Origin of the sequence: Corynebacterium sp. ACRPE (genome assembly GCF_022347435.1) — a bacterium.
In the GTDB taxonomy this organism is placed as follows: Bacteria; Actinomycetota; Actinomycetes; order Mycobacteriales; family Mycobacteriaceae; genus Corynebacterium; species Corynebacterium tuberculostearicum_D.
In genome coordinates this window covers 1-26,640 of the sequence record NZ_JAKRNA010000007.1, presented here as the reverse complement: position 1 = coordinate 26,640, position 26,640 = coordinate 1, and the positions used below count along the sequence as shown (strand labels likewise).

Genomic DNA, 26,640 nt, shown 5'->3' with positions numbered 1-26,640 from the left:
TTTAGCGCAGCTAGCGCTTCTGTACTACGGCCCATTTCATCGAACGGAACCGGTAGACCACACCCACCATGCGGAAAGCAATGAAAGCGGCGAGGCCACACCACACGCCGGTTAAGCCCGTACCCATGAAGTGCGCCAAGATAACGCCCGGCAAAAATCCCACCAGGACCGAAGAAATGGTCAGCGTGCGCAGGAACGCAGCATCGCCCGCGCCCAGCAAGACACCATCGAAGGCGAAGACCACGCCACCGCCGATAACCATGGCTACCAGGATCCACCACGGCTGGGAGATGGCATCGAGCACTTCCGGAGCGGAGGTGAAGATGCGCGGAATAATCCCTGCACCAGCAGCAAATACGACAGCCAAGAGACCAGAGAAAATCGTAGAGTACAACGCCACCTTGCTGCCCACACTTCGTGCGTGCCGCGCAGAGCCAGCACCTAGTGCAGCACCAGTCAATGATTGCGCGGCAATGGCCAACGAATCCAAGATGAGGGACATGAAGTTCCACAGCTGCATCATGATCTGGTGACCGGCCAAAGAAGCGGTACCAACGCGGGAAACCACAGCCGTGGCGGTAAGAAAGGCCACCTGGAAACTAGCCGAACGCAGGATGAGATCGCGGCCTAAGATGAGCTGTTCGCGTACCACATGCCACTGAAATTGCCAGGAGCCGGTATGTTCCTTATGCAATTCGCGGACGAATAGCGCAGCAATAATGCTCATGCCTAATACCGTGGCAATAGCCGAGCCTGCCAGCCCCCAGAAATGGACGAAAATGGGCACCGCAATAGCGCCGGGAATCATGCCAGACAAAGTAAAGTACAGTGGCTTCTTCGTATCTTGGACACCGCGCATCCAGCCATTTCCGGCCATCTCCACCAAAGTAACGGGAATAGCCAGAGCTGCGATGCGCAGCCACAAGGCCGTCCCGGCGGCCGTGGTGGGATCACCGGTTAAGGCGCGGGCAAATACTCCGCCGAAAATCCACATGATTACCGCGAGCAACCCGCCTACTCCTAGAGCCACATAGGTGGCCTGCACGCCTTCTGCAACCGCCGCTTCGCGCTTGCCGGAGCCAAAGAGCCGAGCAGAACGAGCGGTCGTGCCGTAGGACAAGAAAGTCAACTGCGTCGTCACCACGGAGTGAATTGTGGTGGCTGCAGCAAGTGAGGCGAGCTCTTGGGCACCTAGACGACCAACAACCGCGGTATCTAGCAAAAGGTAGAGCGGCATGGCCGCAAGTACGCCAAGCGCGGGAAACGCGAGGCCAAAGACCTCGCGTGCGGTTACCGTGCCAGCGGTGGAGCGATCCTGAGCGTTCATTCCATCCGTCTGCCTATTTCTCATTGGATAGCGGCCACCAATTCCTTAATAATTTTTTCCGGAGCCCCGTGAGCGGTATAGCCCGCGGCCGGTACATGTCCGCCACCGCCGAAGGTTAGCGCCACCGAAGAACAATCGATGCGAGAAGAACGCAAGGAAACTGCCCACACCTCCGGAGCTTGTTCCTTAAACACCACGCCGACGGTGGTTCCTTCTAGCGCGCGAACGAACTCCACTAGTGATTCGACAGCCGAATCGGAGTGTCCCTGGATATCTTCCAGACGCGCGACGAGAATGCCTAGGGTGTGCTCCCCTGCTTCTTCGAGGCGCAAACCGGCCAGTACCCTACCGATCATCTGAAGATCGTCCGGTGTGGTGGAATCTAAAAGGTCAGCTGCGATCTGCTTGGTATCGAGATCGTAGTGCATGAGGCGGGTGGCAATATCGTGCATAGCCGGCCTACCCCAGCGGAAACTGCCAGTATCGGTCATCAAGCCGGCATATAAGCAGTGCGCAATATGCCGGTCAATCTGAATCTCCAGTGAATCCAGGATTCTCAGCAACACCACGGTGGTGGATTCACATTCAGTGTCCACCACATTGATGGCACCAAACCCTGGGTTAGAAGAATGATGGTCAATGCACAGAACCCGGCCCTGCTTGGCTAGCTGATCAATCCGATCCGCAAAGAACCCCGTTCGGTCCAAAGAACCACAATCAACGGTGACGTAGAGGTCATAGCTTTCCGGCAGCTTAAGGCTAGTGGTGACGTCGTCGGCGGCAGGAATGGTGTAAAGGTTACGGGAAATTTCCCGCTCCTGGCCCACAACGGCACACACGTCTTTGCCCCGTTGGCGCAGCGCGAGCAGCAACGCCGCAGCAGAGCCGATGGCATCGGCATCCGGCCGCAGGTGCGTCACAATGCAGATGCTATGAGCATCGTGCAAAGCGGCAACTGCCGGCTCATATTGCTTCTTGGTCACTTAAGCCTCGTCTTCATCGGAGGTCTTATACGGGTTCGCATCCCCTGCCGGCTGGGCGTTTTCCTTCAGCTTTGCCAGTTCTTCATCGCGGGCGCGAGCACGGGCCAGAAGTTCTTCCATATGAGCAGAGGCCTCCGGAACGGTATCGACCTCGAAGGTTAGCGTCGGGGTAAACCGCACCGAGAGTTGATCGCCCACAATCTTGCGCAGCTGACCTTTAGCGCGCTTGAGGGCTTCTTCTGCTTGTGCGAAGTCTGGCTCGGAGTCAATGTCTTTTCCGCGCACGGTATAAAAAACGGTGGCATCGTGCAGGTCGCCCGTCACTCGAGTATCTGTGATGGTCACCAACTCGAGGCGGCGATCCTTGATCTCGCGTTCTATGGCACTCGCCACGATTTCCTTAATACGCTTGGCCATTCGTGCAGCACGCGCGTGGTCAACCATGGTGCAACTCCCTCTCCGTCGAACTATCGATCTCTACCAAGATCTATAAATCTCTACCAAGATCTATAAATCTCTACCAAGATCTATAAATCTCTACCAAGATCTATAAAATTGTGTCCATCTTACACTACTCCGCATGCATGTCCTGTGGCAGAAAATTAACTGCACATGAAGGCAATTCTGAGGATCTCGAACATGCAATAAAACCATATATATATATATCTTATGGACCCCTTGAATTAAAACGTTTCCGAAACTATGGTCAAAAGTGTTTCACCCCACCACGAGCCTGAATGGAGAAACGTGAAACCTTATAAAATAGCCGCATCGATCACTACCGCCGCTTGTATCCTCGGCGGCTTTGCAGTCCCTCCAGCCTCTGCCACAAATGAAACGCTTAACGATCCCCTCAATTCGTCATTCTCAATGTAGATTCTGACGGCGCCCCAAGCCTGCAACCATATTCCACAGGGGAAAGAAGCCCGGGAGATCCTGTTCCTGCTTGCATTCATTCTGAGAAGGAAAAGGGCGCAATTCAAGTCTATAACGATTGCGATTTTGATATGAACGTCAAAGTAATCGTTGCATTTGATTTCGACACACAATGCCTGTTGGTAAAAGCACATTCGCGGAGGAACTTTGAATGGTCTCCGACAAAGCGAATGGACGGTATTCAAGAATGCTAGATACACGCAGCAGAATGAGGACCCTAATCATCGCGATTGTATCAGCATTTTCCCTCCTTCTTTCCTCAAATATTGCCACCGCCGACATCGGAAACTTCCTTTATGACACAAAAGATCAGTGTGAAAGATCGCTGAAGGAGTTACGTAAAGACCCAGCGACAGCTAATTGGGCGAGAAGAGCAAGTTGCAATTACGAAAGCAACTGGGGAAACGGAGTATGGCATCTAAGGACCTAGGATTTGCAAGACCAAAACCAATCTAAGCCAGAAACAGCGAGCGTCACGCCCCAGCCTTTAAATGAGTTTCACGCCGATGCTCCGAACAAAGCAGCAAGCTGCCTCGAAAGGGCTAAACTCACGCAAGAGTGGCTAAACGATCAAGAACAGATTAGTGAAGTGGTACTGCACAGGTTGCTCACTTCCAGCACAAAAGCCGAAGAAGGAAGAATAGGAATCACCTACGTTTTGGGCCAATGGCTACTTTCGAAACGCACTGGAACGTGGTCGGACTTGGCCCACGGCGAGGCTACGGAAAATAGTATCGGCCTTCGGTTCAACGATGGCAACAAGGAAATGCTCCCACTTGAGGACTGGGTATTCGACCTGCTTGGTGAGCCCCAAATCAAGGCCGAAAAATTTCTTGCATTCCTCAACTTCTCTGCTAAACAAGGCACGCATTAGCAAACCCAACTTGTCGTAAACCTGTCTAGATAGTTTAAATACTAAAGTTCAGCAGAAGCTGCAAATAAAATCGCCAGGGCTTCCCCAATCGGGGAAACACCTGGCGATTTTATTTACGCCGCTTGCGGACTAGGTACGCGGAACCTCGACCTCTTCGTAGGCCTGGATGATGTCGCCTACCTGAATATCCGGGTAAGAGAGCACCATACCGCACTCGTAGCCGGCCTTGATTTCGGTTGCGTCATCTTTTTCATGGCGCAAGGATTCAATCTTGGCGTCGGCAGTGATGACGTTGTTATCGCGCAGCAGGCGAACCTTGCCGTTGCGGACAACCTTGCCCTCGGTAACCATGCAGCCGGCGATGGTACCCACCGCGGAGGACTTGAACAGGGCGCGGATTTCGGCAGCACCGGTGTCGCGTTCCTCGTAAATCGGCTTGAGCATGCCCTTGAGCGCAGCCTCGACCTCTTCGATGGCCTTGTAGATAATCGTGTAGTAGCGAATATCCACGCCCTCTTGGGTGGCCATCTCCGTCGCCTTGCCCTCCGCACGGGTGTTGAAGGCAATAATGACGGCGTCGGAAGCCGCTGCAAGAGATACGTTGGTCTCGGTCACAGCACCGACACCACGGTCGATGATGTTGAGCTCGACTTCGTCCTCGGTCTTGATATCCAGCAGGGCATCTTCCAGTGCCTCGACGGAACCGGCGTTGTCGCCCTTGAGGATGAGGTTGAGGGTCGAAGTCTCCTGCAATACCTTGTCCAGATCCTCCAGGGAGACGCGCTTTCGCTGCTTGGCCTGCAGGGCAGAGCGCTTGCGCGCATCACGCTGGTTAGCAATCTGGCGGGCAACGCGGTCATCTTCCACCACGAGCAGGTTATCGCCTGCACCCGGCACGCCGGACAGGCCCTGGACCTGCACCGGACGGGATGGGCCAGCCTCTTTGACGTCTTCGCCGAACTCATCGAGCATGCGGCGGACACGACCGTGCGCATCACCGACGACGATTGAGTCACCCACGTGCAAGGTACCGCGCTGAATGATGACCGTTGCCACCGGACCACGGCCGCGATCCAGGTGCGACTCAATGGCCACGCCCTGTGCGTCCATGTCCGGGTTAGCGGTCAGCTCCAAGGCGGCATCCGCGGTCAAGATGACCGACTCAAGCAACTGGTCAATGTTCTTGCCCTGCTTCGCGGAGATATCCACGAACATGGTGTCACCGCCGTACTCTTCCGGAACCAGGCCGTACTCGGTGAGCTGGCCACGGATCTTATCCGGCTGAGCTTCCGGCTTATCCACCTTGTTCACAGCCACGACGACCGGAATATCGGCAGCCTTGGCGTGGTTGATGGCCTCCACGGTCTGTGGCATGACGCCGTCATCGGCGGCAACCACGAGGATGGCCAAGTCGGTGGACTTAGCACCACGGGCACGCATGGCGGTAAAGGCCTCGTGGCCCGGGGTATCCAAGAAGGTGATGGTGCGCTCGCCGTCCACGTCCACCGTGGTTTGGTAGGCACCAATGCCCTGGGTGATGCCGCCTTCCTCGCGGGCGCCCTCGTTGGTCTTACGGATGGCGTCCAACAGGCGGGTCTTACCGTGGTCAACGTGACCCATAACGGAGACGACTGGAGGACGATTCTCCAGTGCTTCCTCGTCGCCTTCGTCCTCGCCGAACTTCAGGTCGAAGGACTCGAGCAGCTCGCGGTCCTCGTCCTCAGGGGAGACGACCTCGACGTTGTAGTTGATCTCGGAGCCAAGCAGCTGCAGCGTATCTTCCGATACGGAAGCGGTTGCCGTCACCATTTCACCGAGGTTGAACAGTGCCTGCACCAGTGCTGCTGGATCCGCGCCGATCTTCTCGGCGAAGTCAGACAGGGATGCGCCACGACGCAGGCGGACGGTCTGGCCCTTGCCGTCTGGCAAGCGCACGCCGCCTACGACATGCTTTTGCTGCTCCTCGTACTCATGGCGCTTCTGACGCTTGGACTTCTTGCCCTTACGTGGAGCGCCACCTGGGCGGCCGAATGCACCCGCGGTGCCGCCGCGACGTCCGCCGCGTCCGCCTCCGCGGAAACCGCCTGGACGGCCACCACCTGGGCCACCGTGACTCGGACCGCCGCGACCGCCTCGACCGCGACCACCACGTCCACCGCCGCTCGGTGCCTTAGACGGCATCGACGCAGGGTTCGGGTGGGACGGCATCATGGCCGGGGATGGACGACGACCGCCGCCACCCTGGTTATTGCCACCCTGGCGGTTATTTCCGCCCTCGTTCTGGCCACCGCGCTTACCGCGGTTATCGCCTGGCTTATTGCCGCCACGCTGCCCCTTGGAGCCGCCTGGGCGGGGGCCCGGACGGTTGTCGCCGCCACCCGTGGAGAACGGGTTATTGGCTACGCGACGGGAACCGCCTGGCTTCGGCATTGGACGAGGCATGGAATTGCCTGGGGTCGGGCGCTCGCCCGACTTCTTGCCGCCAGCCTGTCCTGGCTTCGGTGCGCCCTGGCCAGGCTTCGGTGCGCCCTGGCCAGGCTTCGGTGCAGCAGGCTTAGCACCAGGCTTCGGGGCAGCTGGCTTTGCGCCCGGCTTAGCAGCAGCACCCTGTCCCGGCTTCGGTGCGCCCTGGCCAGGCTTCGGTCCAGCGGCCTTCGCGCCTGGCTTTGGCGCCTCTGCGCCCGGCTTGGGTGCAGCGGCCTTCGCACCTGGCTTAGGAGCGCCCTCCTTTGTAGTGCTCTTAGCGGCACCCTTGGCAGGCTTATTGTCTTGCTTCTTCTCGGCGGCGTCATCGCCGCCCGACTGTGCTTCATAATGAGCTCGCATCTTCTTAATCACCGGCGGTTCGATGGTGGAAGAAGCAGTCTTTACAAACTCACCCTGTTCTTTCAGGGTGGCGAGCAGTTCCTTGCTGGTTACTCCGAGCTGCTTTGCGAGCTCGTGAACACGTAGCTTTCCGGGCACTTGTCTCCTCTTGGTATCGACTAGGAGTCAAGGCCGCGGAAACTGGCCTGACCCCTAGTTAGGTGTGTAGGACTTTCATCGCTGATGCTTCATCGTTGTGCGCTCATCAGTGTTCGGTCTTCCTTTGTAACTCTGGTTCGTACGAATCCAACGCGGCGTTTTCCACGCTAGGTACCTGTCCGCTATGCGCTTCCAAGTACTGCCGTACCTGACCTGTGTCCACGGGTGCGGACGTGCGAAGCGCGCGCTTGAAGGCGCGTTTGCGCTCCGCTAGCTCGAGTGCAGAAAGAGTGGGGCTAATCCACGCCCCACGGCCGGGAAGCCGGCGGTGTGGATCTGCTACCAGACGGCGGCCGTGCGGATCATCGTGGTCGATGACCACCCGTAGCAAGTCCGTATCTGGCAGGCGGCGGCGAGTAGCGATGCAGGTCCGGAGTCTTACTCTCTCAGACATTCAACTCCTTACTTTTCGCGTCGCCAATATGCCCCAATCTGCAACTGGGCCGTTTACTAGCCTACGCTACAAAAGCGCAGATCCTTAATTAGCGTCAGCGTCCGAGTGAATATCGATCTTCCAACCGGTCAAACGGGCAGCAAGACGGGCATTCTGCCCCTCTTTACCAATAGCCAGAGACAGCTGGTAATCCGGCACCACCACGCGCGCGATTTGCGCCTCGTTGTCTACAACGGTGACCTTGACCACCTTCGAGGGAGCCAATGCGTTGCCTACGTAGACCGTTGGATCCTCGCTGAAGTCGATAATGTCAATCTTTTCACCGCCAAGCTGGCGCATGATGTTATTGACGCGCTGACCGCGCGGGCCGATGCACGCTCCCTTAGCGTTCAGGCCCTTGGCATGACCCACAACAGCCGCCTTGGAACGGTGTCCTGCCTCGCGGGCGATGGCAATCATTTCTACGGTGCCATCAGCAACTTCTGGAACTTCGAGCTCGAAAAGGCCACGCACCAGCTCCGGGTGGGTGCGGGAGAGATTGATCTGTACCTGGGCGCCGTTGCGGTTAACGCCTACGACATAGGCCTTAATGCGGTCACCATGCTCGAGCTTTTCACCCGGAATCTGCTCGGCCGGCAGCAAGATGCCATCCTGGGACTCCAGCTCAGAGCCCAGCTGGACCACGACGATGCCGCGGGCATTAGCGCGCGCATCGCGCTGGACGATGCCGCTGACAACGCGGCCCGTAAGCTCCGAGTAGGAATCATAGGTGCGCTCTGCCTCAGCCTCGCGCAACTTGCGCAGGATGGCCTCGCGCACGGCCTGCGCGCCCACGCGTCCAAAGTTTTCCGGGGTGTCATCGTATTCAGTGGTTACTTCCCCAGTTTCTGGGTCGCGCTCCGAGACAATGACGCTGACCGCACCGGTGGTGGCGTCGATATCGACGCGGGACTTGGCGCCTTCTACCTTGCCGCCAGCATTAGACTCGCGGTAATCCAGGTAGGAATACAACAAGGCACCCGCAATCGCTTCCAGCAAGTCCTTTACGGGGACGTTGCGCTCGGACTCGATGGTACGAAGTGCCTGTAGATCAATATTCACTTGTCATTCCTCTCGGTTGCCGGTTAGTTCTCGGCTTCTTCAAACGTCTTTCGCACTGCCTCAAGTTCCTGTTCGGACGGCTGTGCAAACTCAATTTCTACCACTGCCCGGGCAATGTTTTCCAATCGTTCGGCGCGCGCCTGCACGTCCTTTTTGCTTGCCGTGATGAGGATTACGGCATCGGCGGCGTCGTTAAGCGCGCCAATGCGCGCCGATTGAGTCTTGCCATCGCCAAGGTCAAAGGAGACCTTGCGCCCCCGATTGCGGCGCCAGTGGCGCGGGGCGGTGAGCGGCAAGTCCACGCCGGGGGTGGAGACCTCCAAGGTATAGCCGGCGCCGAAGTTCAGCTCTCCTTGCGCTTCCTTGTCATCAAAGAAGGCAGAAATCTCGTTGGATACTTCCTCCAGCACATCGGAGCTAGGGCGTTTATCACCATCAATACGGATAATGACTTGGGATTTCTTTCCCGCTTTGGTGGTTTTAATGTCTTCTACGTCCAATCCCCGCTCAGCTAGTTTGGGTTGCAGGAGATCGGTCAATTGTTGTGCATCTGGGAAAGCCATGCCCACTAGCCTACGTGCTACGGGGTACAGTCTTTTGCGTGAACCGCCGACGTATAGCTTTGACCCTCGTAGCCACAACCGCCACCCTGCCCGCCTTGGCTGGGTGCCAAGCGGTTGATTCCGTCGTCGACTATTTTGGCCCGCGGCCAGAGAGCAGGCTGCTGGCGCTTGCCGACGCCGCCGCCACCGACGCCTTGTCCCTCAGCGGCGTCGATGACCATGCCGCGGGGCTGCGCAGCTCCCAGGCGGATGCCCTTTATGCCGAAATTACGCGGCTATGCGGCACGGATGATGCCGGCAATCCCCCACGCTCCTGCGAGGTAGAGCGCCCTACCGAGGCCAATCACGCCGCAGACTCTGGTGAAATTATGGAAAATGCCGCCTCCGCTACCACCGAGGCCGCCGATGAGGTCACCGTTGAATCGCGCACCCTAGTTACCGAGCAGGCCATCGCGCTCAATGCCTGGCTGCCCGGCGATGCCCCCGATATTCCCGAGCTTTCCCAACCGGAGCAAAAAAGCGCTGCCGATCTTCTGAGCTGGGAGTATGAGCAGGTATACGGTCTAGATTTCGCCCGCGCCTACGTTGGCCCCGAGCACGAGGATAAGGTGGATCATCGCCTCGCTGTTCATCATCGCCGCATCGACGCCCTCCAGGACGCACTTGCCCGTTACGGCAACATTCCGCAGCCGGAGTCGGCCTATACCTCCGGAGAGCAAGAACTGCCCCACGATTCTGCTTCCGCCCTGGCCTTTATCGATGGCCTTGCCGAACACGACGGCCGCAAGTGGTCCGCTGCCGCAACGGGTGCAGCGCAGGAAGAATCCCCGGATCAGGAATGGGTTACGTGGCTCATTGGCATCGCGGCAGAGTCCCACGGCATGCGCTAGACCACTACCACCCCGGCCAGCCCCCACCTGTCCATCCCCTGACAACGGGCCAGCGAAATGGCAGCAACCTCTACGGCCCTATGCATTGCTTCGGCTCCTCTAGCGTGCGTAGGTTGGTTCACCATGAGCTTGCAGGAGATTCCGCAAGCTAAACAGACACAAAGAGAAGGAGTTTCCTCTCAATGCGTTCTAAGAAGACCATGTTGACCGTATCCGCCGCAGCACTCGGCCTTGCTGGCTTGGCCGCGCCTGCTGCTACCGCCGCACCGGCTAGCGCCTGGGATCAGGTAGCTGCTTGCGAGTCCGGCGGTGACTGGCACATCAATACCGGAAACGGTTACCAGGGCGGCCTGCAGTTCAACCCGCAGACCTGGGCTGCCAATGGCGGCACTCAGTACGCCCCGACCGCTGACCAGGCAACCCGCGAGCAGCAAATTGCCGTGGCCGAAAGCGTCCTAGCCACCCAGGGTGCTGGCGCTTGGCCTAACTGCGGCGGCCCCGTCGCCGGCTAGTTTATAGCCTCGGCATTTAACACGAAACCGGCCTCCTCCCCATCCCGCGAAACCCCGCGGAGTAAGGGAGCAGGCCGGTTTTGTGCTTGACCTAACTGGCTAGCATGCAGCCAAGGCGGCTTTATGCCTCATGCTTGGCGATATTCCAGGCATACATCATCAACAACACCTGCAGCGGCTGGCGGATGATGTGGTAGAGCTTCTTTGCCCACCCTGCCTTGCGCTCAATCCAGGCGTGGTACATATTGGCCGGCCACACCGCAGCAAAGAGCGCGAGTGCGGAAGCACCGCCGAAGCCGCGGGTGGCGCGGCGGCGAAGCAAAGCACCGGTGGCAATCTCCCACAGGCCCGAAGCAAAGTTATAAAAGCGCGCAGGGCCTGGCAGCTGCGGCGGAACAATGGATTCGAAAGTCTTCGGCTTCACAAAGTGCAATACGCCCATTGCTGAAAGCACCGTGGAAAGCCCATTCTTTTGAAAGTTCATACCTTCCACGGTACCCCGCCGCGCAGAGTTGGGTCTTTTCTAGCCATGCACGAGCTCGAGGATCTTGTCCACGATGTCCTCGGCCGGAACCTCGAGGGTCTCTCCCCCGCGGATGCGCAGCTCAATTTTCCCTTCCTTGAAGGCACGGCCCAAGATGGCCACGAATGGCATGCCAAGGAGCTCCGCATCCTTGAACTTCACGCCCGGGGAGACCTTTGGGCGGTCATCGAAGAGCACCTCGAGCCCCTTGGCAGATAGCTCCTCTACCAGCTTGTCGCCGGCCTCCATGGCGGCGGCGTCCTTATTGGCCACGGCTACGTGTACCTGGTAAGGAGCGACGGCAACCGGCCAGTTGAGGCCTTTGTCGTCATGGCGCTGCTCGGCCAAGACGGCCAGCATGCGGGTAATACCAATGCCATAAGAACCCATGGTAGGAACCGCACGCTTGCCGTTTTCATCCAAGATTTGCACGTCAAAGGCCTCGGTGTATTTGCGGCCCAGCTGGAAGATATGGCCGAGCTCAATGCCGCGCTCCAGGGTCAAGGTGCCCTGGTTATCAGGAGCCAGGTCGCCTTCTTTAACCTCTGCGGCCTCAATGAACTCATCCACGGTGAAATCGCGGCCGGCCACGCAGCCCACCACGTGGCGCTCGCTCGCATCGGCGCCGGTAATCCACGCCGTGCCCTTGACCACACGCGGATCGGCCAGGATCTTGATGCCATTGGCGTTCAAAGCGCGCGGGCCAACATAGCCCTTGACCAAGAAGTCATTGTCAGCAAAGTCCTTATCCCCTGCCAACTCAAACTCCACCGGCTCGAGTGCGGCCTCGAGACGCTTTTCATCCAACTCGCGATCGCCAGGGATGAGAACGGCAGCCAACTCGGACTCGCGCTCTTCGCTCTCCACGGCCGGGTGGTAGAGCTTGACCATCATGCACTTGAGGGTGTCTGCAGCGGTGGCCTCGCGGCCGTCGACAGTAATGCCTGCGCCCTGGGCCCATTCGACCAGCTTCTCAATGGTCTCTGCTCCCGGGGTGTCATGCTCCTGTGCCTCTGGCTGGCCCTCGATATCCTTTTCCGCCGGTGCTGGGGTCACCACGGCCTCGACGTTGGCTGCGTAGTCGCCCTCGGTGGAGCGCACAAAGGTATCCTCGCCCACCTCAGAGACGGCGAGGAATTCCTCGGACGCGGAGCCGCCCATGGCACCAGAGGTGGCCTTACAGATGGCGTAATCGATCTCCAGGCGGTTGAAGATATTCTGATACGCCTTGCGGTGGCGGCCGTAGGACTCATCCAAGCCCTCATCGGTCATGTCGAAGGAGTAAGAATCCTTCATCGTGAATTCGCGGCCGCGAAGCACACCAGCGCGGGGGCGCTCCTCATCGCGGTACTTGGTCTGAATCTGATAGAGCGTGACCGGGAAATCCTTATAGGAGGAGTACATATCCTTCACCGCGCTGGCAAACATTTCCTCGTGGGTAGGGCCAAGCAGCATATCTGCGTTCTTGCGGTCCTTGAGGCGGAAGAGGTTATCGCCGTATTCCACCCAGCGGTTGGTCTTTTCATAAGGCTCGCGCGGCAGCAGGGCAGGAAAGAGCATCTCCTGGCCGCCGATGGCGTCCATTTCCTGACGGACTACATCTTCAATCTTGCGCAGGGTGCGCAGACCCAACGGCAGCCAGGTATATACGCCCGGCGCGACGCGGCGTACATAACCGGCGCGTACGAGCAGCTTATGGCTAGGGACCTCGGCATCGGCGGGGTCCTCACGAAGGGTTCGGAGAAATAGTTCAGAAAGGCGGGTAATCATGCACAAAAATATACCCCGCTACCCTGTATATATGCTCATTATCCTCCCTCCTTCAGAAACTAAGGCCCATGGCGGTACGGGACAGCCCCTTGACTTCAGCCAGCTGTCCTTTCCGCAATTGCATGCCACCCGGCAAGAAATTGCCGCTGAGCTGCAGTCTCTTCCGGTAGACGAGGCCATGGAGGTACTCAAGCTTTCGGAAAAGCTGCGTGGTGAGGCAGAATCCAACCAGGGGCTTTTTACCACCCCCACCATGCCGGCCGTGTTGCGTTATACCGGCGTGCTTTTTGATGCCTTGGATGCCTCTTCCCTACCCACATGGGATCGCCTTGCTATTGGCGACGCCCTCTTTGGCGTCCTCCGCGCCAGCGACCCGATTCCGCATTACCGGCTTTCGGGTGGCTCGAAGCTTGGCGGCCGCACCATGAAGTCGCGCTGGGGCAAGCAGATTACGCAGGCGCTCGAGGGGGTAGACGAGCTTATTGTGGATCTGCGCTCGGGTACGTACCAGCAATTGGGCCGGGTAAAGGATGCGGTAACGGTACGGGTGGAAAGCGTGCAGGACGATGGATCGCGCAAGGTGGTCAGCCACTTCAATAAGCACTACAAGGGCCTTTTAGCCCGCGAGTTAACGCTCTCGCCTGCTGACGCCTATAGCGCCGCTGACGTTGCCGCCATCGCGCGCGCCGCGGGTATGACCGTTGAGGAGCCGGGGCCTGGGTCGAGAGAGCTTACGCTCGTCGTCAAGTGCTAAGCCCACCGCGAACTACTCAGCACAGCTTGCCTAGCGCAGCTGTGGGTTATACAGCAGGCTATTGCGCTGTACCGAGCATTCAGTAGCCACGCGGACCGAGCGGGCAACATGCCCGGACTCGCGCAGGGGATAAAGCTGGCTTACTACCCTATCGCGCAGATCCCAGGGCGAGATGGTGTTGAGGTAAATCTTGGTGCCGCCTTCGAATCCGGCAAGGGTAGAAATGCGGAGCTTGATGAGAATGCGCCATGGCTGAGCGACGTCGACGTCGGCAGGCTTGTGGTGCCACTCCTCATTGCAGGGCACCTCGCGGCCTACTGCGGCGTGGGCGGCGTGAACAAGGTCGCTCATGGCGCGGATTTCCTCTTCTGACTGCCGCCACGGCTCACAGGTAGCGGACTTGGAGTAGACCTCCAAGGTGGGATAGCGGTGCCCAAAGCCGGCGAAGAGAACGGCATGGTCATTTTCTGCAACGATGAGGTTGCGGCTAGCGGCATAGTCCACGGCCCACTCGTTGTACATGTTCATATTGCTGCGCAGCATCTGTACCTCCCGGTGGGAGGCCATTCCTCGGTCATCGATGGCGACGAGTTGCTTGTGCAAGTGCTCAAAGGAGGCGCCGGCTGGCTGCAGCCAGTTTTGGAAGGCCACCACATAGGGTGCGTAGCGGTTGCGCTCGTAGAGGTCCCGCATGGCATCGATAGTCAGCTGCATAAAAAGCAGGTGCTCTTCGGCGCTTAGGGTGCCGGAAGATACCACGTGCGAATCATCCTGTGCACCGCGCTCAAAATGGCGGCCGGCCACGATGACGTCGTGGCCTCCTGCGAAGAAGCCCGCCGCCTGTTCTATAAGTTCCTCTTCGCTGGCCTCAGGCAGGTGCGCTGCCTTTCGCTTCGTGCGCACGATCTTGAGCACATGTTCTCGGCCGGCAGGATCGGCAAGGTAGTTGTGCATACGTTGGCGGGTCTCGGCGTCCATATCGAAGCCGTAGTTAGCGCGCCAGTAGTCATAGGAGACGATTTCAAAAAGATTTGGAATGCGGCGAAAGGCCGGGACGGTGTGGCCGTATTCAGTCAAGGGCAATCCACGCACAATCCCGCCGGAAGGCAGGATGCGGGCCTTTTCCGGCGGAGTATCAGTCATGCGACCTGAGCAAAAGGCGCAGCGGTGGGTGAAGTCTTCTTCGTGCAAGGGCTGCGGGTTAGCCACCGGTGTGGACAAGGGGCGGTTGCCCCGACCCGGCACGGTCCACACCTCGGTCCCGGAGAACGGGTTGACCTGCTTGACCGTGCCATCCCGCATGGTCTGGATGGGTTCTATGCGGGCAAAAAGTGCATCACTCATGCCCACCAGCGTAGTTATTTCTGGGCACTATTTGGCGACAGAACGGCGGCGGGATACCACGCATGCACCCCCGACGCAGATCGCGAGCATCACGCCGAGAATCAATGCACACACACCGCGGGAATGGTCCAAGCCGCCTAACTCGCTGCCAAGGACCAAGGTTTGCATATTGGCAAATGGCATGACATTCAAGATGGATTGGGCCCACGAGGTATTGAAGGCTATAAGTGCCGTTTCTACCACGAAAAATTCCACTACTAAGATCATCGCAGCGAAGGTGCCACTGCGCAGCAAATATGCCAGCCCCATAGCAAGTGAGGTGAAACCGGTCCATTCCACATAAGCCAGCACAATCTGGTTGCAATCCGGCCATTGGGTGAAGCTAGCAAAGTTAATATCGCCGCCGAATGCCGCAATCAGCAGGGCACCCACGGCCATGCCAAATGTTGCTGCGAGCAAGAGTGCTACCAGGATGACTGCAAATTGGTTGAGCACTATACCAACGCGGCGGTTGGATGAAAGATAAGACCATGCAACGGTTCCTTTTCCTAAGTCACCGCCGACCATCATCGCGGATGCGAAAATCATGACTACAACAGCGAGTTCACTAGCAATAGCTATATCGCTAGATTGGAATTTGCCATCCACGCTGCCGTTAAAGTCATAGCCCCAGGCCATGAGCACGCCGCCGGCGGCCATGCCGAGTGCCACGATGGCGAGGTAGACCCAGGTAGAGCGCAGGGAAAAGAGTTTGCGAGATTCTGACACCACAGTATTCATAGAAATCTGTCCTTAAGGTTGGGTTGTGCGTTTAGACGGAGCGGTAGGCCACGTGGTCGGCTGTCGCGCCGAGGTAGGCCTCTTCCAGGGAGGGCTGCTTGCGTTCCAAGCTGGAGATGAGAATGCGGTTATCCAGACAGATGCGGCCGATGTCGGAGCCTTCGAGACCGCGCACGCGCAGGACCTCACCGTCAAAGGAGGTCTCCGCATCGGTGCCGTGCAACAGCCGCAGGAGTTCATCGGGCTGGTCCACAATCACTTCGAGGCTTGCGCCTCCCGTGCCGTTGACGAACTCCTCCACGGTGCCCTCGCCCAGCAGCTTGCCCTTGCCGATGACCACGAGGCGGTCTGCGGTGAGCTGCATTTCCGAAAGCAGGTGGGAGGAAACCAGCACGGAGCAGCCGGCCTCGGCGAATTCGCGGATCCGGGCACGCATCCAGTGCACACCTTCGGGGTCGAGACCGTTGACGGGTTCGTCGAGAAGCAAATGTTTCGGCTCGCCGATGAGCGCACAAGCAAGGCCCAGGCGCTGCTTCATACCTAGCGAATAGCCGCCCACGCGCTTGGTGGCGACCTGGGTAAGGCCGACGCGGTCCAGGGTGTCATCCACGTGGTTCATGGACACGCCCTGCAACGCGGCCATGTAGCCCAAGTGGGCACGGGCGCTGCGGCCGGGGTGGAACCAATTGGCATCCAGCAAGGTGCCCACCGTGGTAGCGGGATTGGACAGTTCACGGAAGGGCGTGCCATCAAAAGTCGCGGTGCCGGAAGTCGGATTCTCCAACCCCACGCACATGCGCATCGTGGTGGACTTGCCAGAACCATTTGGGCCGAGGAAGCCCGTGACTTGACCGTCCGGAACCTCAAAAGAGAGGTCATCTACTGCTTTAAAGGAACGGAAATTCTTGGAAAGGTGTGAAACTTTGAGCATGGTTCCCATCGTGCCGCCTGACCGGCACGAAGTAACCATCCTTGGGAGTGATTTAGCAGGTCATACCTAGGGATGAGACAGCAGCTCCTCCACCGAAACCACGCCATGAGTAAGGGCGTAGAGCACGGCATGCACGCGGTCGCGCGAGCCGGTTTTCGTCAAGATATGGCGTACGTGGGTCTTGACCGTGGCCATGGAAACGAACTCGCACTCGGAGATTTCGGTATTCGAATACCCCAGTGCCATCAGCTTGAGGACGTCCAGCTCGCGTGGCGTGAGATCTTCTGCCGGAGGGGCGGTAGCTGCTGCAGCAACAGGGGTGGCAGGTGAATCGGGCTGTGCTGCAGACTGCTCGCTGCGCAGTTGCTGCAGCACCTGCGCGGTAATGCGCGGTGAAAGGACGGCCTCGCCGGAATGTACGGTGCGAATGGCGGCGAGGAGTTCCTCCGGTTCGACGTCTTTGAGCAGGAATCCGGAAGCCCCGGCGGAAATGGCGCCGTGGACAAAGTTCTGGTCATCGAAGGTAGTTAGCATGATGACCTGGGTGTTCGGGAATTCCGGCAGCAGCCTTTCGGTGGCGGCGATGCCGTTGACGCGGGCCATCTGAACATCCATGAGCACGATATCGGCAGGCTGCGCGCGGGCGAGGTCGAGGACTTCATCGCCATCGGATGCCTGCCAGGCAACGTCCAAATCCTCTTGGGAGCCAAGGAGCATGGCGAACCCGGCGCGTACGAGGGGCTGGTCATCGACTAGGCCGATACGGATGGGGCCAGCGGGCGCACCTATTGGCTGCTCAGGGTTAGTCATTGGGTACCTCCACAGTGATAAAGAAGTGTCCGTCCTCTGTGCGGGTAGCAACGCTGCCGCCATAGGCCTTAACGCGCTCGCTCATTCCAATGAGCCCGTAACCGGGCTTGTGATTGTCTGGCGTGCGTGCGGCCGGGTTATCGGCGCTCAATACTAGGCCGTTTCCAGTAGAGCGGAAGCGCAGCACTCCCCTTTTATCGCGGGAATGCTTGAGCATATTAGTCAAAATTTCTTGCACCACGCGGTAGACGGTGAATTGGTAGAGCTCGTCGCTTTCGGTCGGCAGGTCCTCCAGCCCGTGCACGGTGATATCGAAGCCGCTGCGGCGGGCTTCCGAGATAAGGCCGGCAATATCGCTCGCGCCGGGCGCCTTGGTATCGGCGCGGGAATCGCCATCTCGCAGCACGGAGAGCAATCCGCGCATCTGCTTGAGGGAATCGCGAGAGGTAGAGGCAATGGTTTCCAGGGCTTCTGTGGCCGCTGCGGAATTTTTGGCAGCGGCGAACCGGGCGCCGTCGGCAAGAGCGATAACGCCTGCTAAATTATGCGCCACAATGTCATGCATCTCTCGGGCGATGCGGTTGCGCTCCACCGCGCCAGCCATCTCCGCACGTTCAATCAGAAGCTGCTGGTCCTCGCGCTTTTTGCGGTCATTGGTGCCAAGCAAGAAGAAAAATCCCATGACCGGCCACGCGATGAGAATAACGGAGGCTAAGGACACTAGGGGATCAATCTGTGCCCCCTCGAGCCCAAAATCAATATGCCTAAAGATAAGGTTGCCAAAGTGCTGTGCCCACACAGAGAAAAGGGTGCCTACGCCTATCCAGACAATCCATACACGGCGCATGCGTTTCGGGGAATGCGCCCCAATGAGAAAAACGCAATACGCCAAGGGAAAAGCATGGACGTTACTCAACGCGGCCAAAGGGGTAAAAAGACACAGGGTAAAAACAATGGCGATTGCGCCTATCGCCTTTTCCTTCAACTTAGGTTGCAGCCACAACGCCAATGGGAGGACAACGCAATAAAGAACTAAAACGCCCTTGTGAAAGAGGGAATCCCCGTCCAATACATCAGCAGCATAAGAAGCAGAAGAAACCCATAAAAACAGTGGAATGATAATTCTCCACGGTGGGCCTACCCACGCGCGAAGTGCATCGGGCCATAGCTTCTTCATGGCTTTCTAGGCTAGCGCAGGCTCTAGGCCATAGTCCTCATCCCTGGGGCTGACTAGACTGGCTGGCATGCACCACGAGTTCTTTGAGGTTGATGTTTTTGCCACGGGTGCCTTTAATGGCAATGCCTTGGCGGTGATTGCGGGCGCCGATGGCCTAAGTACCGAGCAGATGCAGGCAATCGCGAACTGGACCAACTTTTCTGAGACTACCTTCTTGCTCGAACCTCACGACGCCCGCGCGGACTACCGCGTGCGCATTTTCACCCCGTACGAAGAGTTTGATTTTGCCGGCCACCCCACCTTGGGCAGCGCTGCCGCGTGGCGGGCGCTAGGCAATAACCCGCAGACAGAGGGAGCCATCGTCCAAGAATGCGGCGTGGGCTTGGTAACTGTCCGCCAAGAGGGCGAAGTCTTGTCCTTTGCTACCCCGCCGCTGCGCCGCGAAGAACCGCTAAGCCCGGCGGATCTGAAGGAGGCCTGCGGTGGGCTGGGGCTAGATAGCGCGGATATTGTCGACCATGGCTGGGTGGACAATGGCCCGGGCTGGCGCCTGCTCCAATTACGCGATGCCGAGGCGGTGCGTGCGGTTAAGCCCCAAGGCGAGCGCCCCAAGGTCGGCGTTGTGGGCCTTAAGCCTAACGCCGCGGAGGGCGAGCCGGCCTATGAGGTTCGGGCCTTTACCACGCAATTTGAAGACCCGGTCACCGGTTCTTTCAATGGCGGCGCCGCGCAGTTTATGCGCTCGCGCAACCTGGTGCCAACGCGTTATACCGCAACACAAGGCAGCCAGATTGGCCGGGCGGGCGAAGTATTTATCAACGATGACGGCACGGATATTTGGGTAGGCGGTCGCGCCCAGATTCGCGTGCGCGGAACACTGGAGGTTTAGATGCAGCTACACCACGATTTTGCCCAGAAGCTTCCCCACCTGGTTCGCCCCACCGAGGGGGAGGAGCAGCCGAACCCAGAGATGGTCATCCTCAACGAGGAACTGGCCAGGCAGTTGGGCTTTGACCCGGACTGGCTGCGCTCCTCCGAGGGCATGGATTTCCTTACCGGCCGCGCGGGCGGCCACGCCATGGCCTATTCCGGCTTCCAATTCGGTGCGTTTAACCCGCAGATGGGAGACGGCCGGGCCATGCTCTTGGGCGAGGTGGAAAAGGACGGCCGGCTATGGGATCTCCATGCCAAGGGAACTGGGCTTACTCCCTTTTCCCGCCTCGGGTCCGATGGCCGCGGAACGCTGTCTTCCATGCTGCGCGAGTACCTAGTCTCTGAGGCTATGCATGCCTTGGGTGTTCCCACCACCCGGGCGCTGGCGGTTATTTCCACCGGCCGGCCCATTCAGCGCGGGCACGTGCAACCGGCCGGCATTGTGGTACGCGTGGCCGCTAGCCACATCCGCGTCGGCACCTTTCACCTAGCCGCGCAGACGGATTACACCCGACAGTTGGCCGACTATGCCATTGCGCGACACTACCCTGGCGCGGGCTACCAGGAATTTTTCACCCAGGTGATGGATGCACAGATCCGCACCGTGTCCCACTGGATGCGCTTGGGCTTTATTCACGGCGTGATGAATACGGATAACACCACCATCTCTGGCGAGACCATTGACTATGGCCCCTGTGCCTTTATGGAGGCCTATTCGCCCGCGACGGTCTTTTCCAGCATTGATAGGCAGGGCCGGTATGCCTTTGGCAATCAGCCCTCCATTCTGGGATGGAACCTGGCCCGCCTGGCGGAATCCCTCCTGCCGCTTTTTGATATGGACATGAATAAGGCCATGAGCTTTGCCCAAGAATCCATCAACGGCTTTAGCGACCGCTTTGCGGACCAGCGCAGAGCAGATTTAGCACAGGCTTTGGATACTTCTCTAGAAGTCGCTTCCTCTTATGCGGCTGCCATGCAGCTCAACGGCCCAGATATCACGCTGGCTCACCGCGCTCTTGCCGACGCCGCCGCAGGCCACCCCACCCACGCCCGCGAGCTCTTTGCCGAGGGAGACTTCTTGGATGACTACCTTGCCTCCTCGCCCGATCCTTCCCGCGTCGATAGCGCCATGCCGCGGGTTATCCCGCGCAACCTCGCCGTAGAATCCGCATTGAGCGCTGCCGAACGCGGGGAGTTGGGCCCGTATCAGGAGCTTCTCCACGCGGTCACCCACCCGTGGGAGCCCAACCCACCATGTGAATCACCGGATCCTAATGGTCTCGAGGGCTACCTCACCTACTGCAGTACCTAATCCCTCCCCGCCTTTCCCAAAGCGCACGAAACCCCTGCACCGCAACGGCAGCGGTGCAGGGGCTAACGAGACAGAAGCTGGCTTTAGCGGTCCAGCTTCAGAGTCTTCTGGGTGTACTCCCACATCTCGTCGTACAGCTTCTCATCGTTGCGCAGCTTGATGCCATAAGACGGAACCATCTCGCGGATCTTGTCTGCCCAATCAATCATGTGCTCGCCGAAGCAACGCTCCAGCAGCTCCAGCATGACGGCCGGGGCGATGGATGCACCCGGGGAAGCGCCGAGCAGGCCGGCGATATTGCCCTCCTGGTTATTCACCAAGGTGGTGCCGAACTCGAGGGAGCCGAACTGCGGAGCACCAGCAGGCTTAATCACCTGGACGCGCTGGCCAGCGATAACGGTCTCCCAGTCGCTTTCCTTAGCTTCTGGTACGTACTCGCGCAGGGCTTCCACGCGGTCCGAGAAGCTCTTGCGCACCTCATCCACCAGGTACTTGGTCAGGCCGAACTCCTGCACGGCAACGCCAAGGTAAGAGGTGATGTTGTCTGGGCGGATGGACTTGAACAGGTCCAGGTAGGTACCCTTCTTCAGGAACTTCGGGCTCCAGCCACCGTAAGGTCCGAAGAGCAGGCCCTTCTCACCGTCGATAACGCGGGTATCCAGGTGCGGCACGGACATTGGCGGGGCGCCCACAGCAGCCTTGCCGTAGACCTTTGCCTGGTGCTGCTCGATAAGCTCTGGGTTCTTGGAACGCAGCCACAGACCGGATACTGGGAAGCCTGCGTAACCGGCAACTTCCTTCACCTTTGCCTTGCGCAGCAGGTCCAAGGCGTAACCGCCGGCACCCACGAAGACGAACTTTGCCTTAACTACGGTGATGTCGCCGGTGTGCTTGTTCTTGGAGTACACCTTCCATGCGGAGCCATCACGCTTGATGTCGATGACCTCATGTCCGTAGCGGATCTCGGTGCCGGAGGCCTTTGCTGCGGTCAGGAACTGCTTGGTCAGCGCGCCAAAGTTGACGTCGGTACCAGCGTCGGTCCAGGAAATGGCCACCTTATTGGAGAAGTCACGGCCCTTCGCCATCAGCGGCAGCTTCTCAGCAAAGTCGGAATCGTCTGCGGAGAACTGCATGCCCGGGAACATGTGCTTCTCGCTCAGCACATCATAGCGGCGCTTGAGGTAATCCACCTGGATTTCGCCCTGTGCGAAGGACACGTGCGGAACCGGGTTAATGAATTCGCTCGGGTCGGTGAGAATACCGTTGTTGAGCTGGTGGGACCAGAACTGGCGAGACTTCTGGAACTTCTCGTTGATGCCCAGAGCCTTGGAGATATCAATGCGGCCATTCTTCTCCGGGGTGTAGTTCAGCTCGCACAGTGCGGAGTGGCCGGTACCGGCGTTATTCCACGGGGAGGAGGACTCCAATGCGGGGCCATCGAGGCGCTCAAAGACCATTTGGGTCCAGCTGGGCTCCAACTCGCGGAGCATTGCACCCAAGGTGGCGCTCATGATGCCAGCACCGATTAGTGCTACATCTACCTCGTCTACAACCTGTGCTGTCTTCTTAGCGGAGGACACTGTGTTATTACCTCTTCGAATTGAAAATAGATATCCATCGGCGCGGTCTACGCCTTGATTTTTAGCGCTTAGCGCCCCGCGCCACCATCGCTGCACTATGACAACCTGGCAGTGCGTCACGCATTAAGGCCTTACTCTACGCTTTTCTCATCCAATTTGGGATTTCTCCCCCAGACCAGTGGCGAAAATGTGGGAATTTCCGCCCCCAGTATTTACACCCCACCGGCAGCACCATAAATTCTTCATTGCACCTAGAATCGAGGCATGGTTACACACTCCCCGGAATGGGGCCCAGACAAACTTGGCCCTGACTATGAAGCTGCCACCATTGACTTGGGTACAGATCCCGATGGCGAGGGCGACGTGGTCACCACCCTGGTGCACTACGCGCCGGAGCACGCGGGCGATACTGCACGTGAGTCTGCCGCCCCGTCACGCCCGGCGCTGGTGTGGCTACACGGCATGACCGATTATTTCTTCCACACCCACGTAGCCGAGCACTTTGCCGCCGAGGGTTATGACTTTTATGCCGTCGATCTGCGCAAGTGCGGCCGCTCGCGCCGCTCGGGCCAGTCGTGGCACTATGCTTCGGACCTGGCGCTGTACTTTACAGACCTCACCGCCGCACTTGATGCGATCCCCAATGATGAGGTCCTCGTCATCGCCCACTCCACCGGTGGCTTGATCGCCCCGCTGTGGATGGATCATCTGCGCCGAACCGACCAAGAACGCCACCAGCGCCTGTCGGGCCTCATCCTGAATAGTCCGTGGCTGGACATGATGGGCGTGCCCGGCCAGGTCCTCACTCCCCTCAAGCCGCTTCTCTACACATTGGGCCGTATAGCCCCCATGACTCCCCTGCCCGGTGGCAACCTCACTGCTTACGGCGAGTCCGTGCATAAGGATTTCTACGGCGAATGGGATTTTGACCTCCGCTTTAAACCGCTGGCCGGCCATAAGAAATATGTCGGCTGGATAGCCGCGGTATTCCATGGCTTTGATGCTATCCACAGCGGCCGCGTTGATGCCGGCGTACCCATCTTAACGCTGCAGTCCACTCGCACCCTATTGGGTCAGCCGTACTCCGACAGCGTGAACCACGCAGATGTCATCATCGACGTTGCGCAAACGCGGCGCTGGGCAAAGGAACTTAGTGCCCACTACACCTTGCATCCCATCAAGGGCGCTAGGCACGATGTATTCCTATCGCTTCCGGACCCACTCCAAGAAGCTTTTGACGCCTGCGACGAGTGGCTGCCCACTGTCCTCGATACTCCACAATCCACTCAGTAATTTAGCCCCTATATATAAGGAATAAACGTGACTACTTCACACCAGTCCCACACGCCCGCTGCCGAGGAACATTTTGACCTCATCATCATCGGCACTGGCTCGGGAAACTCCATCCCTAGCCCGGATTTTGATGACCAGAAAATCGCCATCATTGAAAAGGGCACCTTCGGCGGCACCTGCCTCAACGTAGGCTGCATTCCCACCAAGATGTATGTCTATGCCGCCGACATCGCCTTGGCTGCACGCGAAGCCGGCCGGCTAGGCCTAGATGCTCAGGTCAACAGCGTGGACTGGAACTCCATTGTGGACCGCGTCTTTAACAACCGCATCGACCAGATTGCCCAAGGCGGCGAGCAGTACCGCCGCGGTGAGGAAACCCCTAATATCACCGTCTACGACGAACACGCTCGCTTTGTTGGCCCCAAGACCATACAAACTGGCAACCATGTCATCAGTGGCGATCAGATCGTCATTGCCGCCGGTTCCCGGCCGGTCATTCCGGAGGTCTATGCAGATTCCGGCATCAAGTACTACACCAATGAAGACATTATGCGCATGGACCACCAGCCGGAGAGCTTAATCGTGGTGGGCGGCGGCTATATCGCGATGGAGTTTGCCCACGTCTTCGACGGCCTCGGCACCAAGGTGACCGTGGTCAACCGGTCCGAGACCTTGCTGCGCCACCTCGATGATGACATTTCCAGGCGCTTCAACCAGATTGCCCGTGATCGCTTCGACGTGCGCATAGCCAATGGCACCAAGCTCGAAAAGACCGACAATGGAGTGCGGTTGGAGCTCGACAATGGTGAGTCCGTGGAAGCAGAAGCGATTCTCGTTGCTACCGGGCGCACCCCAAACGGCGATCAGATGGATCTGGACAAGGCAGGCATTAAGCTGCTTGCCGACGCCCGCGTGAGCACCGACGAGTTCGGCCGAACCACCGCCGAGGGCGTTTGGGCGCTTGGCGATGTCTCTTCTCCATATATGCTCAAGCACGTAGCCAATGCGGAGACCCGTGCCGTGCAGCACAACCTGCTCCACCCAGAAGATCTCCGCCCACTGCCCCACGACAATGTCCCCGCCGCCATCTTTACCCACCCACAAATCGCCACAGTGGGCCTAACTGAGAAGCAAGCACGACAGAAGGGCTTCGACGTCACCGTCAAGGTCCAGAACTTTGGCGACGTTGCCTACGGCTGGGCTATGGAAGATAGCACCGGTATCTGCAAGCTAGTTGCCGATCGCGCGACAGGGCAGCTTCTCGGCTCGCACCTCATGGGCCCGCAGGCCTCCACCCTCATCCAGCAATTGATTACCGCGATGGCCTACAAATTGGACATGCGGGAGTTCACTCGCAACCAATATTGGATCCACCCTGCGCTGCCAGAAGTAGTGGAAAATGCCCTTTTGGGACTGGAGTGGTAAAAGTAGATTGTTACGTGATATTTCTCACACATGCCCAGTATCTTCCCAGCCTATAAGATATCTTCCCACTTCAGACTAAGGATTCCTACTTTGCATTTTCAGGGAATTCAACTCCTTTAAGGGGCCCAAATAAATTTAATGGCCGGAATTTCGGCCCATGACGTGCAAAAGGACAACAGTTTTACTAAATTGTGTTGAGACACCGGCTAGAGCCGATACGAACACGGCTACCGCGTGTTTCTGGATGTTCCCTGTACATTCAATAACACTTTGGTTTCCCAATGTGGAAGCCTTGCAAGTACGACTTTTAAGGAATTTTGATATGCGTATCCGCAATGCAGCTATCGCTGGCGCAACCGCTCTCGCCGTTGCCTTCGGCGGCACCACCGTTGCTTCCGCTGACGAGACCGTCAACCAGAACGGCACCGAGATCGAGGTACAGCCGCAGAACCCGTCCAACACCGCAAAGGGCGGCGACGATGACAACGGCAAGTCCGGCGGCTCTCTGTCCTCCGAGCTTGGCCACAAGCTCGAGGGCGACCAGGCAGCTAACGGCGTTGGCATCTTCGGTTCTTCCAAGGACTTCTCCGACCAGCCGGCATGGGCAAAGGTCTTCTACGGTGCAACCGTTGTAGCAGGCATCGGCGCCCTGCTCGGCGGCATCATCGGCCCTGTATACAACTTCTTCGTTCACGGCCCGTCCTTCTAAGCAACAGCCACACGGCTCAATCAAAACTTCCGAAAGGTAATTTTCACAATGCGTAACTTCCGCACCGCAGCCGTTGCTGCTGCTACCGCTGTCACCGTAGCCTTCGGCGGCACCGCCGTTGCTTCTGCAGAGTCCTCTTCCACCAACGAGAACACCACCTCCTCCTCTTCCTCCAGCTCCTTCACCCAGCTGGGCAAGAAGAAGGGTGCATGGTCCGAAGGTGAGGACGGCAAGCCTGTCGTTAAGCCTGAAAACCAGGTTACCGGCGAGGACATGTGGGGCACCGAAATCTCCGAAAACATCCCGGAGTGGGCTTCCGATTGGAAGAAGGGTGCTACCGCACTGGGCATCACCTCCGTTATCGGCGCAATCATCGGCGCTTACAACTACGCTGTTCACAACGGCATCATCCCGCAGCACATCCTGGACCCAATCTTCCGCCGCTAATTAACAGCAGCAGATTGGCTCTAGATAGCTAGGGCTTGCACGGGCCTCGTTCTTGTAACGAGGCCCTTTTTGCTATATATAGTCGCTCCGATACGGCCGACTGCTCCGCGAGACATAGGCAAGTATGGGGTTAAGTAGCAGAATGTGTGTCCGCTCGGCGTGTCGCGGGCGGGTACACGGTTAGTTACTTCATGGGGCCTTTTCTGATTCCTATCGAGTGTTCGTACTCGGTTGGGATAGCGTTGTCG

At 58.4% G+C, this 26,640-nt stretch carries 25 protein-coding genes; 10 read left to right on the top strand and 15 right to left on the bottom strand.

Translation table 11 applies throughout. The features are described 5' to 3' along the window. Positions 1 to 10 precede the first annotated feature (10 nt). The 3 genes from MHY13_RS05115 to rbfA are packed head-to-tail and all read right to left on the bottom strand — an operon-like array spanning position 11 to position 2,754. Entirely contained in the window at positions 11 to 1,327 is a 1,317-nt protein-coding gene (locus tag MHY13_RS05115; protein WP_239281760.1) for an MATE family efflux transporter, read from the bottom strand. Between the two features lie 20 nt (positions 1,328 to 1,347). After that, complete coding sequence (locus MHY13_RS05110) at positions 1,348 to 2,310, bottom strand: bifunctional oligoribonuclease/PAP phosphatase NrnA (protein WP_239281758.1); 963 nt, start codon at positions 2,308 to 2,310, stop codon at positions 1,348 to 1,350. Further along, positions 2,311 to 2,754, bottom strand: a complete 444-nt coding sequence (gene rbfA, locus MHY13_RS05105; RefSeq protein WP_150851478.1) for a 30S ribosome-binding factor RbfA — start codon at positions 2,752 to 2,754, stop codon at positions 2,311 to 2,313. A 925-nt stretch (positions 2,755 to 3,679) separates the two neighbouring features. On the opposite strand from rbfA, the gene MHY13_RS05100 reads away from it, so the two are divergent. Beyond that, positions 3,680 to 4,120 (top strand): hypothetical protein, encoded by a 441-nt coding sequence (locus MHY13_RS05100; RefSeq protein WP_005325175.1) that lies wholly within the window; start codon positions 3,680 to 3,682, stop codon positions 4,118 to 4,120. 129 nt (positions 4,121 to 4,249) lie between these two features. Here MHY13_RS05100 and infB read toward each other — a convergent pair whose 3' ends face one another. The 4 genes from infB to rimP form a co-directional block, all read right to left on the bottom strand. Beyond that, positions 4,250 to 7,084: a translation initiation factor IF-2 gene (infB, locus tag MHY13_RS05095; protein WP_239281756.1), complete on the bottom strand. Its 2,835-nt coding sequence runs from the start codon at positions 7,082 to 7,084 to the stop codon at positions 4,250 to 4,252. A gap of 106 nt (positions 7,085 to 7,190) precedes the next feature. Beyond that, positions 7,191 to 7,538, bottom strand: a complete 348-nt coding sequence (locus MHY13_RS05090; RefSeq protein ID WP_204608600.1) for a YlxR family protein — start codon at positions 7,536 to 7,538, stop codon at positions 7,191 to 7,193. An 84-nt stretch (positions 7,539 to 7,622) separates the two neighbouring features. After that, on the bottom strand, positions 7,623 to 8,639 hold the full coding sequence (nusA, locus tag MHY13_RS05085; RefSeq protein WP_239281745.1) for a transcription termination factor NusA: 1,017 nt from the start codon (positions 8,637 to 8,639) through the stop codon (positions 7,623 to 7,625). A gap of 23 nt (positions 8,640 to 8,662) precedes the next feature. After that, complete coding sequence (gene rimP / locus MHY13_RS05080; RefSeq protein WP_005325182.1) at positions 8,663 to 9,202, bottom strand: ribosome maturation factor RimP; 540 nt, start codon at positions 9,200 to 9,202, stop codon at positions 8,663 to 8,665. 38 nt (positions 9,203 to 9,240) lie between these two features. On the opposite strand from rimP, the gene MHY13_RS05075 reads away from it, so the two are divergent. After that, positions 9,241 to 10,092 carry a DUF4439 domain-containing protein gene (locus MHY13_RS05075; RefSeq protein WP_239234647.1) on the top strand — a complete coding sequence of 284 codons (852 nt, stop codon included), beginning with the start codon at positions 9,241 to 9,243 and terminating at the stop codon, positions 10,090 to 10,092. A gap of 182 nt (positions 10,093 to 10,274) precedes the next feature. After that, on the top strand, positions 10,275 to 10,604 hold the full coding sequence (locus MHY13_RS05070) for a transglycosylase family protein (protein ID WP_049377454.1): 330 nt from the start codon (positions 10,275 to 10,277) through the stop codon (positions 10,602 to 10,604). Positions 10,605 to 10,725: 121 nt separating this feature from the next. On the opposite strand, the gene MHY13_RS05065 is transcribed toward MHY13_RS05070, so the two are convergent. Further along, on the bottom strand, positions 10,726 to 11,088 hold the full coding sequence (locus MHY13_RS05065) for a hypothetical protein (protein ID WP_204608594.1): 363 nt from the start codon (positions 11,086 to 11,088) through the stop codon (positions 10,726 to 10,728). 39 nt (positions 11,089 to 11,127) lie between these two features. Continuing rightward, on the bottom strand, positions 11,128 to 12,897 hold the full coding sequence (locus MHY13_RS05060) for a proline--tRNA ligase (RefSeq protein WP_239234651.1): 1,770 nt from the start codon (positions 12,895 to 12,897) through the stop codon (positions 11,128 to 11,130). A 31-nt stretch (positions 12,898 to 12,928) separates the two neighbouring features. On the opposite strand from MHY13_RS05060, the gene yaaA reads away from it, so the two are divergent. Beyond that, entirely contained in the window at positions 12,929 to 13,651 is a 723-nt protein-coding gene (gene yaaA / locus MHY13_RS05055) for a peroxide stress protein YaaA (protein WP_239281735.1), read from the top strand. A 30-nt stretch (positions 13,652 to 13,681) separates the two neighbouring features. On the opposite strand, the gene MHY13_RS05050 is transcribed toward yaaA, so the two are convergent. The 5 genes from MHY13_RS05050 to MHY13_RS05030 all read right to left on the bottom strand — a co-directional run bounded on the left by MHY13_RS05050 (position 13,682) and on the right by MHY13_RS05030 (position 18,315). Then, a complete protein-coding gene (locus tag MHY13_RS05050) occupies positions 13,682 to 14,995 on the bottom strand; it encodes a DUF4921 family protein (RefSeq protein ID WP_239228359.1) in 1,314 nt (437 codons plus the stop codon). A gap of 27 nt (positions 14,996 to 15,022) precedes the next feature. Beyond that, positions 15,023 to 15,775: an ABC transporter permease gene (locus MHY13_RS05045; protein ID WP_239228360.1), complete on the bottom strand. Its 753-nt coding sequence runs from the start codon at positions 15,773 to 15,775 to the stop codon at positions 15,023 to 15,025. Between the two features lie 31 nt (positions 15,776 to 15,806). Next, complete coding sequence (locus MHY13_RS05040) at positions 15,807 to 16,706, bottom strand: ABC transporter ATP-binding protein (protein ID WP_239281722.1); 900 nt, start codon at positions 16,704 to 16,706, stop codon at positions 15,807 to 15,809. Between the two features lie 66 nt (positions 16,707 to 16,772). After that, a complete protein-coding gene (locus tag MHY13_RS05035; protein WP_239281704.1) occupies positions 16,773 to 17,516 on the bottom strand; it encodes a response regulator transcription factor in 744 nt (247 codons plus the stop codon). Continuing rightward, a complete protein-coding gene (locus MHY13_RS05030) occupies positions 17,509 to 18,315 on the bottom strand; it encodes a histidine kinase (RefSeq protein WP_239281701.1) in 807 nt (268 codons plus the stop codon). Before MHY13_RS05030 ends, MHY13_RS05035 begins: the two co-directional genes overlap by 8 nt. 445 nt (positions 18,316 to 18,760) lie before the next feature. Between MHY13_RS05030 and MHY13_RS05025 the strand changes: the two genes are divergently transcribed. After that, positions 18,761 to 19,582: a PhzF family phenazine biosynthesis protein gene (locus tag MHY13_RS05025; protein ID WP_239194478.1), complete on the top strand. Its 822-nt coding sequence runs from the start codon at positions 18,761 to 18,763 to the stop codon at positions 19,580 to 19,582. Then, the gene (locus MHY13_RS05020; RefSeq protein ID WP_239281698.1) at positions 19,583 to 20,938 is read left to right on the top strand and encodes a YdiU family protein; all 1,356 of its coding nucleotides are present in this window, start codon (positions 19,583 to 19,585) and stop codon (positions 20,936 to 20,938) included. Between the two features lie 83 nt (positions 20,939 to 21,021). Here the strand turns inward: MHY13_RS05020 and mqo are convergent, their stop codons facing one another. Continuing rightward, positions 21,022 to 22,518, bottom strand: coding sequence for a malate dehydrogenase (quinone) (gene mqo, locus MHY13_RS05015; RefSeq protein WP_005325195.1), 1,497 nt, complete (start codon positions 22,516 to 22,518; stop codon positions 21,022 to 21,024). 264 nt (positions 22,519 to 22,782) lie between these two features. Between mqo and MHY13_RS05010 the strand changes: the two genes are divergently transcribed. The 4 genes from MHY13_RS05010 (at position 22,783) to MHY13_RS04995 (ending at position 26,392) form a co-directional block, all read left to right on the top strand. Continuing rightward, positions 22,783 to 23,811, top strand: a complete 1,029-nt coding sequence (locus MHY13_RS05010) for an alpha/beta hydrolase (protein ID WP_239281695.1) — start codon at positions 22,783 to 22,785, stop codon at positions 23,809 to 23,811. A 27-nt stretch (positions 23,812 to 23,838) separates the two neighbouring features. Next, a complete protein-coding gene (mtr, locus tag MHY13_RS05005; RefSeq protein ID WP_239228365.1) occupies positions 23,839 to 25,236 on the top strand; it encodes a mycothione reductase in 1,398 nt (465 codons plus the stop codon). A gap of 322 nt (positions 25,237 to 25,558) precedes the next feature. Then, positions 25,559 to 25,945, top strand: coding sequence for a hypothetical protein (locus MHY13_RS05000; protein WP_204608559.1), 387 nt, complete (start codon positions 25,559 to 25,561; stop codon positions 25,943 to 25,945). Between the two features lie 48 nt (positions 25,946 to 25,993). Next, entirely contained in the window at positions 25,994 to 26,392 is a 399-nt protein-coding gene (locus MHY13_RS04995) for a hypothetical protein (RefSeq protein WP_239228366.1), read from the top strand. Positions 26,393 to 26,640 lie beyond the last annotated feature (248 nt).

Excerpts from the sequence above, each read along its gene's own strand:
- MHY13_RS05115 (WP_239281760.1), bottom strand. The coding sequence starts at position 1,327 with ATGAACGCTCAGGATCGCTCCACCGCTGGCACGGTAACCGCACGCGAG.
- rbfA (WP_150851478.1), bottom strand. The coding sequence starts at position 2,754 with ATGGTTGACCACGCGCGTGCTGCACGAATGGCCAAGCGTATTAAGGAA.
- MHY13_RS05090 (WP_204608600.1), bottom strand. The coding sequence starts at position 7,538 with ATGTCTGAGAGAGTAAGACTCCGGACCTGCATCGCTACTCGCCGCCGC.
- rimP (WP_005325182.1), bottom strand. The coding sequence starts at position 9,202 with ATGGCTTTCCCAGATGCACAACAATTGACCGATCTCCTGCAACCCAAA.
- MHY13_RS05070 (WP_049377454.1), top strand. The coding sequence starts at position 10,275 with ATGCGTTCTAAGAAGACCATGTTGACCGTATCCGCCGCAGCACTCGGC.
- MHY13_RS05065 (WP_204608594.1), bottom strand. The coding sequence starts at position 11,088 with ATGAACTTTCAAAAGAATGGGCTTTCCACGGTGCTTTCAGCAATGGGC.
- MHY13_RS05060 (WP_239234651.1), bottom strand. The coding sequence starts at position 12,897 with ATGATTACCCGCCTTTCTGAACTATTTCTCCGAACCCTTCGTGAGGAC.
- yaaA (WP_239281735.1), top strand. The coding sequence starts at position 12,929 with ATGCTCATTATCCTCCCTCCTTCAGAAACTAAGGCCCATGGCGGTACG.
- MHY13_RS05050 (WP_239228359.1), bottom strand. The coding sequence starts at position 14,995 with ATGAGTGATGCACTTTTTGCCCGCATAGAACCCATCCAGACCATGCGG.
- MHY13_RS05045 (WP_239228360.1), bottom strand. The coding sequence starts at position 15,775 with ATGAATACTGTGGTGTCAGAATCTCGCAAACTCTTTTCCCTGCGCTCT.
- MHY13_RS05040 (WP_239281722.1), bottom strand. The coding sequence starts at position 16,706 with ATGCTCAAAGTTTCACACCTTTCCAAGAATTTCCGTTCCTTTAAAGCA.
- MHY13_RS05035 (WP_239281704.1), bottom strand. The coding sequence starts at position 17,516 with ATGACTAACCCTGAGCAGCCAATAGGTGCGCCCGCTGGCCCCATCCGT.
- MHY13_RS05025 (WP_239194478.1), top strand. The coding sequence starts at position 18,761 with ATGCACCACGAGTTCTTTGAGGTTGATGTTTTTGCCACGGGTGCCTTT.
- MHY13_RS05020 (WP_239281698.1), top strand. The coding sequence starts at position 19,583 with ATGCAGCTACACCACGATTTTGCCCAGAAGCTTCCCCACCTGGTTCGC.
- MHY13_RS05010 (WP_239281695.1), top strand. The coding sequence starts at position 22,783 with ATGGTTACACACTCCCCGGAATGGGGCCCAGACAAACTTGGCCCTGAC.
- MHY13_RS05000 (WP_204608559.1), top strand. The coding sequence starts at position 25,559 with ATGCGTATCCGCAATGCAGCTATCGCTGGCGCAACCGCTCTCGCCGTT.
- MHY13_RS04995 (WP_239228366.1), top strand. The coding sequence starts at position 25,994 with ATGCGTAACTTCCGCACCGCAGCCGTTGCTGCTGCTACCGCTGTCACC.